General features: G+C 63.4%; 11 protein-coding genes. 8 read left to right on the top strand and 3 right to left on the bottom strand.

What is annotated here, in order from left to right:
• Positions 1 to 465 precede the first annotated feature (465 nt).
• Both EDF57_RS25890 and EDF57_RS24935 read left to right on the top strand, forming a co-directional pair.
• Positions 466 to 816, top strand: coding sequence for a hypothetical protein (locus EDF57_RS25890; protein WP_208324960.1), 351 nt, complete (start codon positions 466 to 468; stop codon positions 814 to 816).
• The gene (locus tag EDF57_RS24935) at positions 817 to 1,788 is read left to right on the top strand and encodes a reverse transcriptase domain-containing protein (RefSeq protein ID WP_208324959.1); all 972 of its coding nucleotides are present in this window, start codon (positions 817 to 819) and stop codon (positions 1,786 to 1,788) included. It begins immediately after the preceding gene.
• Positions 1,789 to 2,188: 400 nt separating this feature from the next.
• Here the strand turns inward: EDF57_RS24935 and EDF57_RS24930 are convergent, their stop codons facing one another.
• On the bottom strand, positions 2,189 to 3,223 hold the full coding sequence (locus EDF57_RS24930) for a HAMP domain-containing sensor histidine kinase (RefSeq protein WP_243841292.1): 1,035 nt from the start codon (positions 3,221 to 3,223) through the stop codon (positions 2,189 to 2,191).
• A gap of 97 nt (positions 3,224 to 3,320) precedes the next feature.
• Positions 3,321 to 4,565, bottom strand: a complete 1,245-nt coding sequence (locus EDF57_RS24925; protein WP_243841291.1) for a response regulator — start codon at positions 4,563 to 4,565, stop codon at positions 3,321 to 3,323.
• A gap of 102 nt (positions 4,566 to 4,667) precedes the next feature.
• Here EDF57_RS24925 and EDF57_RS24920 point away from each other — a divergent pair, with 102 nt between their 5' ends.
• Genes EDF57_RS24920 through EDF57_RS24905 form a run of 4 tightly spaced genes read left to right on the top strand, consistent with a single transcriptional unit; the run spans position 4,668 to position 10,314 of the window.
• Positions 4,668 to 5,948, top strand: coding sequence for an HlyD family efflux transporter periplasmic adaptor subunit (locus tag EDF57_RS24920; protein WP_243841290.1), 1,281 nt, complete (start codon positions 4,668 to 4,670; stop codon positions 5,946 to 5,948).
• A gap of 15 nt (positions 5,949 to 5,963) precedes the next feature.
• Positions 5,964 to 6,641: an ABC transporter ATP-binding protein gene (locus tag EDF57_RS24915; protein ID WP_134096332.1), complete on the top strand. Its 678-nt coding sequence runs from the start codon at positions 5,964 to 5,966 to the stop codon at positions 6,639 to 6,641.
• 12 nt (positions 6,642 to 6,653) lie between these two features.
• Positions 6,654 to 9,074 carry an ABC transporter permease gene (locus EDF57_RS24910; RefSeq protein WP_134096331.1) on the top strand — a complete coding sequence of 807 codons (2,421 nt, stop codon included), beginning with the start codon at positions 6,654 to 6,656 and terminating at the stop codon, positions 9,072 to 9,074.
• The gene (locus tag EDF57_RS24905) at positions 9,067 to 10,314 is read left to right on the top strand and encodes a TolC family outer membrane protein (RefSeq protein WP_134096330.1); all 1,248 of its coding nucleotides are present in this window, start codon (positions 9,067 to 9,069) and stop codon (positions 10,312 to 10,314) included. The genes EDF57_RS24910 and EDF57_RS24905 overlap by 8 nt, the downstream gene beginning before the upstream one ends.
• Positions 10,315 to 10,673: 359 nt before the next feature.
• Here the strand turns inward: EDF57_RS24905 and EDF57_RS24900 are convergent, their stop codons facing one another.
• Positions 10,674 to 12,248, bottom strand: coding sequence for a hypothetical protein (locus EDF57_RS24900; protein WP_134096329.1), 1,575 nt, complete (start codon positions 12,246 to 12,248; stop codon positions 10,674 to 10,676).
• 593 nt (positions 12,249 to 12,841) lie between these two features.
• On the opposite strand from EDF57_RS24900, the gene EDF57_RS24895 reads away from it, so the two are divergent.
• Together EDF57_RS24895 and EDF57_RS24890 are read left to right on the top strand one after the other, a co-directional pair.
• Entirely contained in the window at positions 12,842 to 15,484 is a 2,643-nt protein-coding gene (locus EDF57_RS24895) for an AAA family ATPase (protein ID WP_243841289.1), read from the top strand.
• A gap of 576 nt (positions 15,485 to 16,060) precedes the next feature.
• On the top strand, positions 16,061 to 16,600 hold the full coding sequence (locus EDF57_RS24890; RefSeq protein WP_134096342.1) for an HD domain-containing protein: 540 nt from the start codon (positions 16,061 to 16,063) through the stop codon (positions 16,598 to 16,600).
• Positions 16,601 to 16,729: the final 129 nt, after the last annotated feature.

The following is a 16,729-nucleotide window of genomic DNA, read 5'->3' as shown; positions in this document are numbered from 1 at the left end:
TTTCTAGTGGGTGAGAGGCCCACCCGGCGATGCTCCAGCCGGAAGCAACCGGGGCAGGCGTGGAGGTGACGAAATGTCTGAAGCCCCCGGATAACGGTCACGTAGGTGACCGTGCGAGCGTACAGGCCGTAACGTGAGTGAACGCTGAGCAATCCTCGAAAAGGACGATGTGCAGGCCGACCCGTTAACCCTTACGGGGAAGGTTGATATGGACGGGCGAGTTTGAGCGACGTTGAACCCGTCTGCTGCACCGGGGTAGTGGCGACAGCATGTACGCAAGGAAAGTGCTCGCAACACGGGAAGCCCCATCGCGTGCCGGGTGATCGGCAACTGGACGCCCGCGAGGGAGGGAAGGGCGCAATGGGGTGGCGGAGAGGCCCGTAGTACCGAGGAAGCCGGGTAATGTCGGTGGAGGGAAGGAGCCTCAGTTCAAGATGAACGCAGCAAGTGGTGAGGGGCAGGAGATTGGGTAACCTATCAACTCCGATAAGCGTCCAGAAACTGCAGAAGGCGTTGCACGCGAAAGCGAAGGCAGAAGTCGGCTATCGGTTCTACGCGCTGTACGACAAGATTAGCCGCAATGACATTCTGGCTCATGCCTATGCCCAGTGTCGTTCCAACAGGGGCGCGCCGGGTGTGGATGGTCAGGACTTTGCGGGTATCGAGGACTACGGCGTCGAGCGATGGCTGGCGGAACTGGCGCTTGCGCTCAAAGAGGAGACGTACCGACCGGAACCGATCAGACGGGTCTACATACCAAAAGCCAACGGCAAACTCAGGCCGCTGGGCATTTCCACCGTGCGGGATCGGGTCTGAATGACGGCAGCGATGCTGGTGCTTGAACCGATCTTTGAAGCCGACCTCCCACCCGAGATCTACGCCTACCGAGCCGGGCGCAACGCCCAGCAGGCCGTGGTCGAGGTGGAGGAGCAACTGTTCTATGGCCGACCGGATGTCGTGGACGCCGACCTTGCCGACTACTTCGGCAGCATCCCCCACCTTGAGCTGATGAAATCGGTATCGCGCCGGATCGTTGATCCGCGCGTTCTGCATCTGATCAAATCCTGGCTGGAATGCGCTGTCGAAGAAACGGATGACAAGGGCAGGAAGACACGAACGACGCAGGCCCGCGATCAGCGGCGCGGCATCCCGCAAGGATCACCCATCTCACCACTGCTGGCAAATCTCTACATGCGCCGGTTCGTTTTGGGTTGGCGGAAGCTCGGTCTTGGGCAACGTCTAGGCGCGCGGCTCGTCACCTATGCTGATGATCTCGTGATCCTGTGTGCGAAGGGCAATGCGGAAGCTGCGCTAGATCACATGCGCAGGATCATGGAAAAGCTGAAGCTGACAGTGAATGAGGAAAAGACACGTATCTGTAAGGTGCCGGACGAGACGTTCGACTTTCTGGGATACACGTTTGGTCGGATGTACTCCGCGAAAACCGGCAAAGCCTACATGGGCCACCGGCCATCAAAGAAAAGCATCCAGCGCGTGATCGCTACGATCCACGAGCTGACAGACCGAGCGCGTACATGGCAGGATACCACATACCTTGTGGCCAAGATGAACCGGGTGCTGCGCGGATGGGCCAACTACTTCTCGGTTGGAACCACGAGCAGGGCATATCGGGCTATCGACAGTTACACAGTGGTGCGGTTGCGCCGGTGGCTGCGGGCCAAGCACAAGACCAGACGAAAGCGCGAGGGAGCCTATCACGACCCTGAGCTGTACGAGCGCTTCGGCCTCGTACGTCTGGCGAACTTGGCCGCAGCCCGCCGTGGGTGAAGGCGTGATATCTTGTCCGAGAGCCGGATGCGGGAGATCTGCACGTCCGGTTCGATGAGCAGGGAGTGGAAACGGATCGTCTGGCAAGCCCCACAGGCGCGCCGCACGACACCGCGCCACTTCCTGACTCTACCGCTTAGCTGGGCCCGACCGCGAGTTCACGGGCCTCTGTTGCCCGTCCCCAGTGATAGGGCGAACGGACAGGTTTTCAGCAGTCGACGTCCTGCGATTCCCCGACCCGCAAGGCACGTCAGCAAAAAGCGGGCCGACAGTAGACTGTCATCATCGTTCTACGACAGCGCGAAAGCAATTAACTCAGGTGTAAGAGGCCAAATTCCCCTCTGGCGTCCGCTCCACGGTTTGTGAGACCGGCCATCACTTGCGTCGCCGATTGCGTTTCTCATTTTGGCAACATGAGGCGAAACGTCGTCCACTCGGCACGCTCTATCGTCAGCGTTCCTCCGTGCGCATGCGCGATCTGGCGGGCAAGGCTTAGACCGATGCCGGTGCCTTCCGGTTTCGTCGTGTGAAATGGGCGGAAGATCGCCGTCTCGCTCCCTTGCGGGATGCCGTTGGAATTGTCCCGCACCTCCAAAACCAGCCCCGCTTCGATCCGCCGCACTGATAGGCCGACGCAGGCATCCGCCCCCCGATCGACGGTGGCCGCCTCCGCCGCATTCTGGATCAATGCCCACAGGGCCTGGTTGATCTGGTCGCGATCCATCGGCCAAAGCGTTTCGCCGATCATGTCCGGCGCCACATCCACCGACAGCGTCACTGCCGGCCATCGGCTGGCGAACAGGCGAGTGAGATCCTCCACAAGTTGCACGGGCGCGACCGGGCGTGTGCTGGGTTCGGGCAAGCGTGCCAGCGCGCGATAAGCTTCGACGAAGCGTTGCAGACCTTCCGCATGCCGGGTCAACGTGCCCAGAATTTCCCGCAACAGCGGCTTGTCCGGAACCGGACGGTCCACCGCCACGATGCCGCTTTCGGCAAGCGATGCGATCGGGGCCAGACCGTTCAGCAACTCATGGCCCAGCACCTGGATCAGTTCGGCGGTGGCGCGCGCTTCGGCCGCGCGTTCCTCCTGCTCGATATCGATCAGGGTCACGACCATGCGGTTTCCGGTGGGGATCTGCACGCGGTCTATCCGCCAACTGCGCCCTTCGTGGCGGAAATGGCTCATATCCCGATCCGCAAGCGCAGGCGGCAGCGGCAGCACTTTGTCGTCCGTAGCGAACAGGCCCCGCGCCGCGCGATTGAGCGCGCGTGCCCCATCCCCTTCGATGGAGAGCATCGGCGTTGGCGCGGCGTCGAGCAGCAACCGGTGCGTCATGACCTTCACCGGCGCGACCGGCGACGCCACGATCGTAGGCGCGGCTTCGCGGCTGATGCTCCAGCCATGCAGGAAGACGATCCAGACCGCCACCAGCATGGCGCCGGTTAGCGTGCCCCAAAGGCCCTGATGCCACGCCTCGCTCGCCACGATCCCGCAGCCGACAAGGCCAAGCCCGGACAGGATCGCCCGCAGGCTATAGGCCATGGCGCGCCATGCGACGATAGAGCGCGCCCCGGCTGAGGCCCAGCGCGGCAGCGGCATGGGTCACATTATGGCGGTGTTCGCGCAGGGCGGCCTCGATCATCGCCTTTTCGGCGTCGGTCAGGTCGAAGCTGGCATCCGCCGACCCTACGGTGAGTGACAGCGTCGGAAGCGCCAGTGCCGCCGCATCGATCATACCGTCATCTGCCAGCAGCACCGCACGTTCGATGGCAAGCGCCAGCCCGCGCACTTCGTCCTCCCACACCGTCGAGCGGATCGCCTCCTCGGCAGCCTGCGTCAATCGGGGCGATGGGCGGCCGAAGCGTTCGGCGGCCAGCCGGGCGAAATGCCGCGCCAGAAGCACCGCGTCATCCTCACGCGCATGCAGCGGCGGCACGGCGATCTGGAGTGTGGCAAGGCGGCGGCGAAGCGCAGGCGTCAGCGCGGACAGATCATCGGCAACTGCAATGCAGCGCAAGCCATGCGGCAGACGATCGAGCAACCGCGCCTGCGCCACTTCGTCCAGCCTATCCGGATAGCGCAGGATCGCGGTGCCTTTGCCATCGGTAAGCCGCTGCCACGCGCTCTCGTCGCGCAAGTCGATCCGCAGCGGTTCAGTGGCGGCCTCCGCCGAAGCGGCATGGACGGCGAGCGAGGTCAGCATGCGGCCGCTGCCCGATGGGCCGGTGACGATGACACCCGCCGGAGTGGGCGCGACGCGGCGGATCAGGTCGCGCAGAGCCTGCATCGCCGCGCTTTCGCCCAACACCCGGATCGGTTCGATGCTGCCGCAGTCCACCGTGACCGCAGGGGGAGCGACCGGCCCTTCGCGCGCGATGGCCGCCTCCACTTTCGCCACGAGTTCGCTGTTGCGCCACGGCTTCATCGCGAAGTCGCGCGCGCCGGCCTGCATCGCGGCCACGGCGATCCGGATGCCGCTGTGCGCCGTGATCACGATTACGCAGGTGGCCGGATCGTCGGCCATGATTCGGGCCAGCAGAGCCAGCCCCTCGTCCCCGTTCGACTGGCCGGGTGAGAAATTCATATCCAGCAGGATCGCGTCGAACCGGCGCGTGGCAAGGCGTGACAATGCCTCCTCAGGACCGTTTGCCGTCTCCAACCGGCGACCAGCCATGCGGAAGGCGATCTCCATCGCACCGGCGACGGCGGGATTGTCATCGATCAGCAGGATCGCATTGTCACTTGACGCTTCGCCGGACTGTCCGTTTCCGGACACTGTGTCCGAACCTGAACGTTCACCTGTATTCGCATCGTAAGAAAATCGTTTAATCATCGATGTTTAGGCTTTCCAGCGAACTTGGGTGACACTGTCCCCATGATGACCGAACAGCCTGTACATGCAACAGTTTCTCCCGGTGCGGAGATGGACCGCAAGGTTGCCCGCCCGCGTGCGCCGCTGTGGCGCCGACCGGCCACCTTGGCGACCGCGGGCGCCCTCGTCGCCGCCATTTTGGTCTGGAGGATGCTACCGGCCAGCGGCTCCACCGACGTAACGGCGGCGGAGATCGAGACGGGCACAGTGACCCGCGCACCCTTCGCGGACTATCTGCCGGTGCGCGCCACCGTCGCCCCGAAAGTGACCACACTGGTCGGTGTGCTCTCCGGCGGGCAAGTGGAAAAGCTGCTGGTGCAGGACGGCGTCATGGTCACCGAAGGCCAACCGCTGGCGACCCTCGCCAATCCCGAACTGCGGCTGGACGTGCTGACGCGCGAGGCGCAGATCGCCAACCAGCTTGGCGGCGTCGCGGGTGAGAACCTGGGGATCGAGCGCAACCGCATCGATCGCGCGGGACAAGTCGCACAGGCCAGCTACGACCTGATCAAAGCCCGGCGCGAACTGGCAATCCGGCAGCAGCTTTACGATCAGGGCTACCTCGCCGATGCCGGCGTTAAGAGCTATGCCGAGGAAACGGCCTACCAGCAGAAGCGGCTGGCCCAGTTGCAGTCGGGCAGCAGTCGCGAAGCGCAGATCACCGCCACACAAGGCGCCCGTCTGGAGGACACGCGTGGCCGGCTGGAGCGCAACTTGTCCGCCGTGCGCGCCAGTCTGGACGCGCTGACGATCCGTGCGCCGATGGGCGGCCGCCTCACCAACTTCACGATCCAGCCAGGGCAGGCGCTGAAGCCGGGCGATCCGGCCGGTCAGGTCGACAGCGAAGGCTCTTGGAAACTCACCGCCGATGTCGACGAATACTACCTGCGGCGCGTAGCGACAGGCCAGAAGGCCGCCGTGGACGGTTCGCGGCTGGTCGTCTCCAAAGTGCTGCCGGCAGTCAAGGACGGCCGCTTCCGCGTCGAACTGACCTTCGAAGGCGCACCGCCCGCCGGGCTCAATCGCGGCCAGACGCTGGACACGCGGATTACGCTGGGCAGCACCGCGCCCGCACTGGTGGCACCCGTAGGTAGCTGGATGGAATCTAGCGGCGGCGCCACCGTCTTCGTGCTGGATGCGGACGGTGCCCATGCCCGTCGCCGCGCCGTGAAGACCGGCCGCCGCAATCCCGAACAAGTCGAAATCCTCTCCGGCCTCAATCCCGGCGAACGCATCGTCACCTCCAACACATCGTCCATCACGGGCGACGTTCTCAACCTCCGCTGACAGGGAACCAATGACATGATCCGACTGGAAAAGATCCAGCGCCGCTATGTTTCGGACGAGGTCGAGACGACCGCGCTGCGCGACGTCGACCTGACCGTGGAAGCGGGCGAGTTCCTGGCCGTGATGGGCCCATCCGGCTGCGGCAAGTCCACCCTGCTGAACACGCTGGGCACCGTCGATCGGCCCACCGGCGGCCGCTACATGTTCGGGGACAGCGATCTGGCCGCGATGAACGAAAAGGAACTGGCGAAGTTCCGCGGCGCGACGCTGGGCTTCGTGTTCCAGAGCTTCAACCTGATCGACGAACTGACGATCGAGGAAAACGTGGCGCTCGGCCTGGCCTATCGCACCAATGCTGGTGATCGGCGCTCCAAGGTTTCGGCGGCGATGGACAAAGTGGGCATCGCCCACCGCGCCCGCCATTTCCCGCACCAGCTTTCGGGCGGCCAGCAGCAGCGTGCCGCAATCGCCCGCGCCATCGTCGGCGATCCGAAATTGATCCTGGCGGACGAGCCGACCGGCAACTTGGACACCGCCAATGGGGAGCAGGTGATGAACATCCTGCAGGCTCTGAACGACGAGGGCGCCACCATCGTCATGGTCACCCACTCGCCCAGCCACGCCGACATGGCGAAGCGCCGGATCGACATGCTGGACGGCCGCATCGTCGCTTCCGCCGCAAGAGCCATCTGAGGGGGCAGACCGATGAATCGCTTCGCTTTCATATCGCTCTATCGCTCGCTCACTCGCCACAAGCTCTATTCCGCTCTGAACGTCGGCGGGCTCGCGCTGGGGATCGCGGTATTCCTGGTCCTGGGGCTCTATGCCCGGTTCGAAAGCAGCTTCGAACAATGGATTCCACGCAATGACCGCATCTACGTGGTGCAGACGGTGTGGAACCTGCCGGAAAGCCCGTTCAACGGCGCCTATCCCTACACGATGGGCGGCCTTCTGGTGCAGATGCGTGAGGATTTTCCCGGTCTCGTCGGCACCCGCGTCAACGGGGGGTCGCGCGGCGGCACCGTCGTTCGCGGCGGCGTCGCCACGACGGCAGATGTCGCACAAGTGGACAGTTCGTTCTTCGACGTGTTCGACCTGCCGATGGTTCGCGGCAATGGAAGTGCGTTGCAACAGCCTTCCAGCGTGCTGATCAGCGAGACGCTGGCCCGCCGATATTTCGGCGAGAGCGACCCGATCGGCCAGACGCTGACGATCGCGGTCGATCGAACGACAAACTACCGCGTAGCGGGAGTATTCAAGGACCTGCCAAAGAACAGCGACTTCAAGATTTCGCTGTTGGTGCCGCTGCCTGACAAGCCACCGTTCGATTCCTGGTTCCACTGGGGCAGCACCTCGCTCCAGACATTCCTGCGCTTCGACACGCCGGAAGCCGCGCGTGCCTTCGAACAGAAGATGCCGTCGTTCGTGGACCGCCGCGCCCTGAAGGACATGGGCAAAGACGCGTCGAAGGTTCAGCAGCTCACGATGCTGCCGATCACGCGCATGCATCTGGAACCGGAAGGCTCAGCCAGCGCCAGCCGCAAGATCACCGTGGTCACGCTGGCGATAGTCGGGCTGCTGACGCTGCTGGTGGCGATCGTGAACTACGTCAATCTCGCCACTGCGCGCAGCAATCTGCGCGCACGGGAAGTCGCCATGCGCAAGGTTCTGGGCGCAGACAGGGGGGCGCTGGTGCGCCAGTTCCTGGGAGAAGCTGTCCTTACCGTGAGCGTAGCCGCACTCTTCGGGCTGATCCTTGCCGAACTCGGACTGCCCATGGTCAATGCGACCGGCGGGCTCTCGCTCACCATCCCTTATGCCACCGTCGTGCCGGGATTGGTCGTTCTGGCTGTCGTGGTCGGCGTGCTGGCGGGCTTCTACCCGGCGCTGCTGCTGTCGCGCTATCCTGCTGCCGCCGTACTGGCTTCGGCCCGCGCACCCGGCGGCGGCCGTGCGGGAACCCGCATCCGTGAGGGGCTGGTCGTGCTCCAGTTCGGCCTCGCCATCGCCTTCATGGTCGGCACCGCCGTGCTGGTCGCGCAGACGCGCCATGTTCGCCAGTCCGACCTGGGTTTCAAGCGGGAAGGCCTGATGGTGTTGCTGTCCACGCGTGACAGCCTTGTGGAGCCTGCCCAGCGCCGCGCGGTAGCTGCCGCGATCCGGGAATTGCCTGCCGTGAGTTCGGCGGCGATAGGCAACAACGCAGTAGGCGGCAGCGGCGAGACCAATGCCGACAATGTGACTCTGCCAGGCGTACCCGGCCCCGGTCCCTCGTTGCGTTGGATCATCATCGGGCCAGACTTCTTCAAGGTCCACGGCACCCGTCTGCTGGCCGGCCGCTTTTTCGACGATTCTCACCGCGATGACGACGCGCAGACGCGCCACGGCCCAGAAAAGTACAACATCGTCATCAATCGCCGCGCGCTCTCGGCCCTTGGCTTCCACTCCGCTCAGGATGCGATCGGCAAGACGGTAGGGGGCGAACGCCCGCGCACGATCATCGGCGTTGTCGAGGATATGCGCTTCTTCTCTCCGCGTGAGCCGAACAGCGCGACCTACTATGTCTATTATCGCGAGCCGGAGAAGGCGAGCACCTCGGTCGTGTCGATCCGCTTCACCGGCGATCCACGCGCCACGATGGATGCCGTTCGCGCCATCTGGCAACGCACCGTGCCGCAAGTGCCGTTCGAGGCCGAAACCGCAGAAGGCCAACTCGGCAAGTTCTACGAAGCGGACGATCGCGCCACGCGGCTCTTCGCCATCGGGTCGGGTCTGGCGGTGCTGATCGGCTGCGTCGGGCTCTGGGGCCTTGCCTCCTACAACACCCAGCGCCGCATCAAGGAAATCGGCATCCGCAAGACACTGGGCGCGTCGTCCCCCGACATTGCCAAGCTGCTGGTCGGCCAGTTCCTGCGGCCAGTGCTGCTCGCCAACCTGATCGCGTGGCCGCTGGCCTTCGTGGCGATGCGGACCTGGCTGGCCGGGTTCGACGACCGCATCGCGCTATCGCCGCTATTCTTCCTGGGTGGCAGCGCTCTGGCCACGGTGATCGCGGTGCTGACGGTTCTGGGCCAGTCGCTGCGCGCCAGCCGCGCGGCTCCGGCATGGGCACTGCGTCATGAATAGAGGTGTGATCTGGATGTCCGCCCTGCTGCTGGCGTCTCCGGCTTCGGCCGAGACGCTGGGCGATGCGATCGCCGCGGCTTACGAGAGCAACCCCGAACTGGCCGCCGCCCATGCACGGCAGGACTCGCTTGCCGAAAGCACGGAACAGGCCCGCGCACTAGCACGACCGACCATGTCGGTCGGCGGCGATGCGGGTTACGATAGCCAGGGTTACGGCCGCTCGGCATCGCTGACCGCCAGCGCTGATCTGCCGATCTGGACGGGCGGGCGGGTCTCCTCTGCCGTCCGGGCTGCCAATGGCGATGTCGCCGCCGGTGCGGAAGGGCTTCGCGATGCCGAGGCGGCGATCTTGCAACGCGTCGTCGGCGCCTATGCCGCGCTGCTCTATAACCAGCAGGCGGTAGAAGTGGCCCGCGTCGGCATCGAGCGGCTGGACAACCAGGTGGCCGAGGCACGTTCGCGCTACGGCCTGGGCCAGGCGACCCGCACTGACGTGGCGCAGCTGGAAGCACAGCGGTCGACCGTCGTCGCCAACCTTGCCGATGCCGAAGGCGCGCTGGCGACGGCAGCCGCGTCCTATCGTGCGGTGGTGGGGCAGGAAGCTGCCGCACTCTCCGCCGTAGTCGCTCCCCCGGCTGAACTTCCGGCAAGCAACGACGAGGCGCGCCGGGCAGCGGCAGCGGCCAATCCCCTTCTGCTCCAGCAACAGCGCGTGGTCGAAGCCTCAGCCGCGCGTATCGATCAGGCCCGGGCGGAACGTGCTCCCTCGCTCGATCTGGGTGGCGCTTACGGGCGTGGCGGTCGGCTGACCAACGGCAACGTGCAGAATTTCGAAGCGGCAGCTTCGGTCGGCATGACGCTGCGGGTGCCCCTGCTAACCGGCGGCCTGGTATCCTCACACGTCCGTCAGGCGGAAGCAAACAACCGCGCGGAACGCTTCCAGGCCGACGCTGCCGAGCGCGAGGTGATCCGCGCGGCGGACAGCGCCTGGGCCACCTTGAAGGCAGCACAGGGTCGGCTACAGGCCGATGTTGAGGGATTGGCGGCAGCGGATGTCGCACTGAAGGGCGTTCGCACCGAATATGGCTTCGGCCTGCGCTCGACGATCGACATCCTTGTCGCGGACCAGAGTTTTCGCGGTGCGCAGCTTGCGGTCGCTCTCGCCAGATCTGACTTGCTGGTGGCACAGGCGGCCTTGCTGCGCGCGGCGGGGCGGCTGGATTCTGACGCCTATCGCTGAACGTCCGCCGGTGGCGTGAAAGATGGCAATCCTGTGGGCGAAAAACGGTAAGGAATTTAGTGCCGACGGGTCCAAGTCGCAGAAGGCGAATATCGGCAATAAGCAGCCGATTACTCGCCACCCTTTGAACGTCGTAGTTGGGTCGACACCTGCGCGGATTGCGGACGGTCCGCATCTGGAGCACTGAAAACGGGTGCTGAGCGTCCGAAATGGGTCGGCAGCGGCCACTACGCCCACCGGCCGGTTCTCGAGCTGGTTGCGAGGCCTTCCCCATTGCCATTCGGACACGATAATTGTCGTCAAGCAGGGCAGCCTGCCACACTCCGCATTGCGCCTCCAGTGCCCCTTTGGTTTGCTGATCAGGTCCGGGCGGCCTCCGCCGTTTGCACGGCAATGAAGCGCGCTAGTGGGATCTCGGTCAGCGGTCGTTCCGAAGCCATCTCACGAGCGACGAGCGCCATTTCGATCCAGTCCGATCCGTGCTCGTCCCCTCGCTGGGCGAATGCACTCCAAGCGATGACGCTGGCCCAAAAGGCCCGCTTCGGTTCCAGCACCTTCTCTATAATCGCGGCGATCCGGTCTTCGATCTTGCGCTTGCCTTTGATCGCTGCGGCGACGTCGTCGCCATTTTCAAACCAGGAATCGAGCTGAGGGTTGGTCGCCAGCCACCGACCGGAGGCGCGCACTGCCCTCTCCACCGCCTTGGCATCGATTGCCGCATCGTGGGCGTCCACGAGCATCGAGGCAACGAGATCATTCACCGATACAAACTTGGGCGCGACATCCGAGAGCCCGATAAGCGTGATAGCCTGAACGAGGCCAAACGGGGGTGGCGAGCCAGCCGGGCCGTCCGCCAGGGCGCTGCACAGGATCAAGGACGTGTCCTCGACCGTCGTTTCATGGACTGACATCTCGGACGCAATATGGTCAAGCATGTCTTCGATCTCGGGCCTGCTTAGCGAGCCCGCGACCCAAGCGTCCCGGACACCATGGCCCTGCTTGACCAGAATCGATACCAACGCGTTCTTTCTGCCCTGCTTGATCGATGCGAATATGCTTTGGGCTCCCGCCCCATCGCGCTCGGATATCAGAAGCTCCCTGACCTGAATTGCAGGGCGCTTCTCCGGCACCGACCCGACGGCGCGCGCGGCTCTGATGATCGCGTCGATTGCATGGCGCCGATCTTCCGACACCCAGTTGCGGACCAGCATGAGGTTCGTAACCGACGTTGCCGATACAAGCCCTCGTCTGGCGGTCTCTTCGATCATGGAGGCTAACGGCGTAGCGATCCCAGGTTCTGTAAGAAGCCAACCGATAGCGGCCTCGCGCAGATTGGAATCGTCGGCATGGACGAGACCTTCCAACAGACTGAGTTGCAGCCCGGCAGGCATGGCAGCCGTCAGTTCGGCGAACTCCCTGTGGATCAGGAACGGATCGCCTTCACAGGCTTTCACCAAGTCCTGCAACATCTCGGCAACATCTGGCATCGGGAGCTTCTGCTGGCCAGCTCCGGTCTGGATCATCGCGTGATCCATTGCACTACGTATGTCCTCCCCCACCTCGATCCCAGCCCGTGAAAACGCCGAGACAAGCGCCATCGCTGCCGTGGGCACGAGCTTGCCAATACGCATCTGCTGACCGATCGCCGTCCTGACGTTATCCATCGCCATGGCCGCGTGGCCGTTGCCGGCTTCGCTTCGTTGACGTAGCTGCTCGAGAGCCTGGCCAAGCATGAACGAATATGCGTGATGCATCGTTGCGTCAGGCCGCTTCTTGCGCCCTTCTGCACCGGTGAGGTCGACGATCAGCAATAAGGCATCGGGTTGTGCCGCCAGCATATCTCCGACGCTATGGGCTCCGGGCGACAGTTCGCCCGAGCGGATATCGTCCCGAACCATGCGTGCAATCTGCTGGATGGCGGCACGTGGCGTCACGATTGATGTTCCTTTCTCTCGGAGTGATTGCGTCGCCGGTACAACTAGCGGCGGCGCGACGACAACCCCATAGTGCCCCTGCGATATCATATTACTCGATCCACAGCCTACCTCATCCAAAGCCGATTGCCGTTTACGGCAGGACGGACCTTCCGAAAGATCTGCAGGTGATTTCCGCGTCCTTCTGGGGAACGCCCCTGGAGGTGCCAGCCAGCTAGCGGCCAGTTCTGCGGGCCGGAAGGGAATGCGGTCAGTCCGCACCTGGGCAGAAGAAATCGGCACTTGAATGGCGACAAAGGGTCGTTTCACCGGCCGCGCAAGACCTTGGATTGGGGCATCTACATCGTCCGCACGCAAAGTGCCGAATGGCAGCTCGTATGCAAAGCCGAAAGTCCGCGATCGCTTGATCGACCTCGCATAAACACAAACTTCCGACCGGTCTCGCAATGGCACTGGCCGTGGGTAGCTGCAAGGGGATGAGCTGGCGTTATCCCCTTGACATACCAGCCGAAACGCGGCGATCTTGGCGCCGGCGGCGCGATCGGCCCCGTCCGCCACATGGGATGAAACGAGGGACGCATCTGGGGGATTTCTTGGCCAACGAGCCTATCGATGACATCATCGCGTGGTCCAATACGCAGGCCGCGTGGCGCCAGGACTGCCTGCGCCGTCTTTCACTGTCAGACGATCTGACACAGAACGACATCGACGAACTGCTCGCGATGATCAAGGCGGAGGCTGGCCTCGCGGTAACGGGCACGCCGCCTGGACCGATTCCGTTTGCGATGGAGCATTTCGGAAGCAAGACGCACGCGCCGATCATCCTAAAAGGCATAGCCAACGTGAAGGGTGTCAACAGGCTGGCGGAAAGCGCGTCGCTTACGTTCTGCCCGGCCGCTCTAACCATCGTTTACGGGCGTAACGGCAGCGGCAAGAGCGGCTTCGTGCGCATCATGCGTACGGCTTGCAGAACGAGAATCGAGAACCCGGCGACCCTGAAGGTGCTCGCCGATGTCTACGGCAGCGTCGGCGGCGTTCAGGCCGCCGAGATCATCATTGATGCCGGAAATGGCGACGAGGCGGTCGCGTGGACCGCTGGGATGCCCGCTGCGCCTCAATTGATGCAGGTCTCGGTCTTCGATTCCGCCTCCGCTCAGCTGTACGTAGATGGCGGCAACCAAATACGCTTCCTTCCTTTCGGTCTTGCGCTTCCGCATCGGCTAAACGCCACCTGCCTTGTCCTGAAAAGGGCACTGGAAAGTGAGAGGGACGCCGCGGTGGGGAACAAAGTGCAGCTCGGCGCCATTGCCTTCGCACCAGTCCGAGACACAGCGGCGCAGAAGTTCGCGAACGGCGTCAGCGCGAAGACGACCGATAAGCAGATCGATGAGGCGACGACGTTCCACGAGGCCGACGCGTCGCGCATCGACGAGATCGCGGCAATCCTGTCTTCGGGATCGACCGCGCGAGCAGACCTCACGACGCTCATTTCCTGGGTCCACGCGGTGAAGGCCGAGTGTGGCACTGCTTCGATCGCCTTGAACGATGAGGCGCTGGCCGTCCTTGATGCTCTTCGCGAGAAGGCAATTTTCGACCGCGAGGTGGCCAAGCTCGCCGCCGGATCGCTCTTCGACAACGTTCCGCTCGATGGCGTCGGAAGCGAATCCTGGCGGGCCCTATGGGTCGCAGCAAGCAATTTCTCCATCGCAGAGGCCTATCCAGGTCAGGACTTCCCGGTCGTTGCGTCCGACGCCGACGCCGCCGCTTGCGTCCTGTGCCAGCAACCGCTGCTACCGGACGGCGCCGATCGCATGACCCGCTTCCAGCGGTACATGGACGACACACTCGACAGGGCCGCCTCGCTCTCGGAACGCTTGGTGGCTGACGCCAAGGCAAGTCTACCCGCACTGCCGAAGTTGCGGGCCGACGACTTCGCGGACCGCCTTAACCAAGTCAGATCACGCGACCCGAGTCTTGCGGACAGTCTCTTGACATTCCAGTCTGCCGTGAGTGGCCGCCTGGCGAGCGCGGCCGCGCGTCTGGACGGGACTGAGCACGTTCCGGTTATAGTTCTCACCGCCCCAACCGACGGCATCGAGGCTCTCGCGAGCAAGCTCGTCACAGAACGGGACGAACTCGTCGCTGCGGAGGACACCGAGGGTCGTGAGAAACTGGCGTCAGAGAAGGCCGAGCTCGAAGACCGCAAGACACTCAGCGCGAGCAAGGCGAAGCTGACGGCACGGCGAGACCTTATGTCGCTCGATGGCGCATTCGCCAAGGCGATCGGAATGGTCGGGACGACCGGCATCACCAAGCGCGCCAACGAACTGATCGACACCCACCTGACCTCCGCCGTGGTGGCCAAGTTCCAGACGGAACGCGATGGTCTCGACATCGGCCACCTCAAGGTCAGCCTCGCGCGGAAAAGCGGACAGACGAAGGCCGAGTTCCAGACGGATCCGCAAACGAGCCTGACGAAGGTGACCTCGCAGATCCTAAGTGAGGGTGAGCAGCGCGCATTGGCGCTTGCGGGTTTCCTGACAGAGGTGGCGCTCACAGATGGCTCCGGGCCGATCGTCGTCGACGATCCGGTTTCGTCGCTCGACCGCGACCGCAGCGCCCGCGTGGCGGAGCGGATCGCCCGCGAGTCCACCACGCGGCAGGTCGTGGTCTTCACCCACGACATGGTCTTCTTCAATGAGCTCTGCGGTGCGGCCGACGCCGCGGGCATCGAGCCGGTGACGATCGCGCTCTTCAGCGACAAGAACGCAACGGGCAAGGTCGACCAAGCCGGAATGGTTTGGAAGGGCCTTAACGTCTCGAAGCGCATTGGGCACATTAAGCAGAAATTCGCGCCGCTCCCCAAGCTCCACGGGAACAGCCCGTCGTCCTACGAATTTGAAGTGAAGGGCCTCTACGGTCGCCTACGCGACACTTACGAGCGGATGGTCGAGGAGGTCATTTTCAGCGACATCGTGCGTCGCGGCAGTGATGTCATCTCCACCCAGAAACTGCGCTACGTGACCCTGCCGGACGACCTCGCAATCCGCTTCCACGACGGAATGACGCGGGCCAACACGCATAGCCACGATAATCCGGCCTCGGACTCGGTGGCCGTTCCGCCCCCTGACGAGTTCGAGGCTCATCTGAAGGAGCTCGAGACACTCATCGCCGACTTCAAGAAAGCGAAGGACGGGGCCGAGGCGGGGCGCTCGCAGATGCGACCCAAGGCCTAGCAGCAGTGCACCGCGCTCCCGGTTAGCGGGTCTCCTTGACCGTCTGCCGGATCCAGAGGGCCCCGTCGGTGCTCAGCCGGAGGTCGAGGGATAGCTTGAGGCACTTCTCACACGTGTCGGGAGGATTCAGTCGGATGCGACGAACCAAAACCGGAGCGGCCGTTCGCAGCTTGAGCACGTCACCTTAGAAGGCCCATTCCGGATTGCCGACGCCCTCCTCCAACCCGGCCATGACGGGGCCCGCATGGTGGCACCGAGGAGGGGCTGGCGGAGATGCTTCACGTAGTCCGGGTTGAGGTAGAGCTCGTCGCCGATGTTCACGTTAGGCTCGAACATTTCCTAAGCGCGCCCCCTCAACGCGGCCCAGATGGTACTTGGGGTCGGTCTAGTACCGGACTCGAGGGTCCAGCTGCGCTCGCCAAGTGAGGCAAGCAGCACGAGTCTGTTGGTTGCCGTGATGTCGAGTTTTTAACCCGGGTTATAATATGCGGCAGAACCGTAATTGAAATAACCGGCGGTATGGCAGATGCGGAAACTAGGTTTCTACCTTACAATAATATCTGCTATGCGTCCAGCATGTCTTGGGATCTCTCACCACTGGTGTCGAAAGCGCTGGACTTCGCCTCGCACGCTCACAATAGCATTGATCACCGACGCAAGTACACAGGTGAACCCTACATCAATCACCCCATTGAAGTGATGGAGATTGTCCGAAGCATCCCGCACACTGACGAAATGTTGGCTGCGGCGCTTCTGCACGATACGATCGAGGATACCCCGACAACCCGAGAAGACATCGCGCGCGAGTTCGGAGAACCTGTCGCTGTGCTGGTGATGGAACTGACCGATCAGTGCCATGAAGGCAACCGCGCTGCACGTAAGGCTGCGGAGGCTGTACGCCTCGGCACCGTCTCACCCGAAGCGCAAACCGTCAAACTCGCCGATTTCATCAGCAACACGCAATCAATCCTTGTGGGCAGTCCTGGGTTCGCCAGGGTCTATCTACGCGAAAAGCTGCAGGTCCTCAACGTCATGACGGAAGGCAATCCCAACCTGTATCGTCAGGCCATGGCACTGATCGAGGATGCCAAGACGAGCATAGGCTTCCGTCCGTGAAGTGATCTTCTTTGCCCCAGTGCTGCGAACTCCCGATTGAGCAACCTCACGTATGGAAATTGAATCGGGTTGGGATCACGCATCCCGGCATTCCCATTTGATGTAGGCCTTGTTGTCGCAGGCCCATGT

The organism is Novosphingobium sp. PhB55 (assembly GCF_004368805.1).
Lineage (GTDB): Bacteria > Pseudomonadota > Alphaproteobacteria > Sphingomonadales > Sphingomonadaceae > Novosphingobium.
This window is presented reverse-complemented; position numbering and strand designations above follow the sequence as displayed.

What these genes read in the sequence shown, in the direction of transcription:
- EDF57_RS24935 (WP_208324959.1), top strand. Translation starts at nt 817, where the DNA reads ATGACGGCAGCGATGCTGGTGCTTGAACCGATCTTTGAAGCCGACCTC.
- EDF57_RS24930 (WP_243841292.1), bottom strand. Translation starts at nt 3,223, where the DNA reads ATGCTGGTGGCGGTCTGGATCGTCTTCCTGCATGGCTGGAGCATCAGC.
- EDF57_RS24920 (WP_243841290.1), top strand. Translation starts at nt 4,668, where the DNA reads ATGACCGAACAGCCTGTACATGCAACAGTTTCTCCCGGTGCGGAGATG.
- EDF57_RS24915 (WP_134096332.1), top strand. Translation starts at nt 5,964, where the DNA reads ATGATCCGACTGGAAAAGATCCAGCGCCGCTATGTTTCGGACGAGGTC.
- EDF57_RS24910 (WP_134096331.1), top strand. Translation starts at nt 6,654, where the DNA reads ATGAATCGCTTCGCTTTCATATCGCTCTATCGCTCGCTCACTCGCCAC.
- EDF57_RS24905 (WP_134096330.1), top strand. Translation starts at nt 9,067, where the DNA reads ATGAATAGAGGTGTGATCTGGATGTCCGCCCTGCTGCTGGCGTCTCCG.
- EDF57_RS24890 (WP_134096342.1), top strand. Translation starts at nt 16,061, where the DNA reads ATGTCTTGGGATCTCTCACCACTGGTGTCGAAAGCGCTGGACTTCGCC.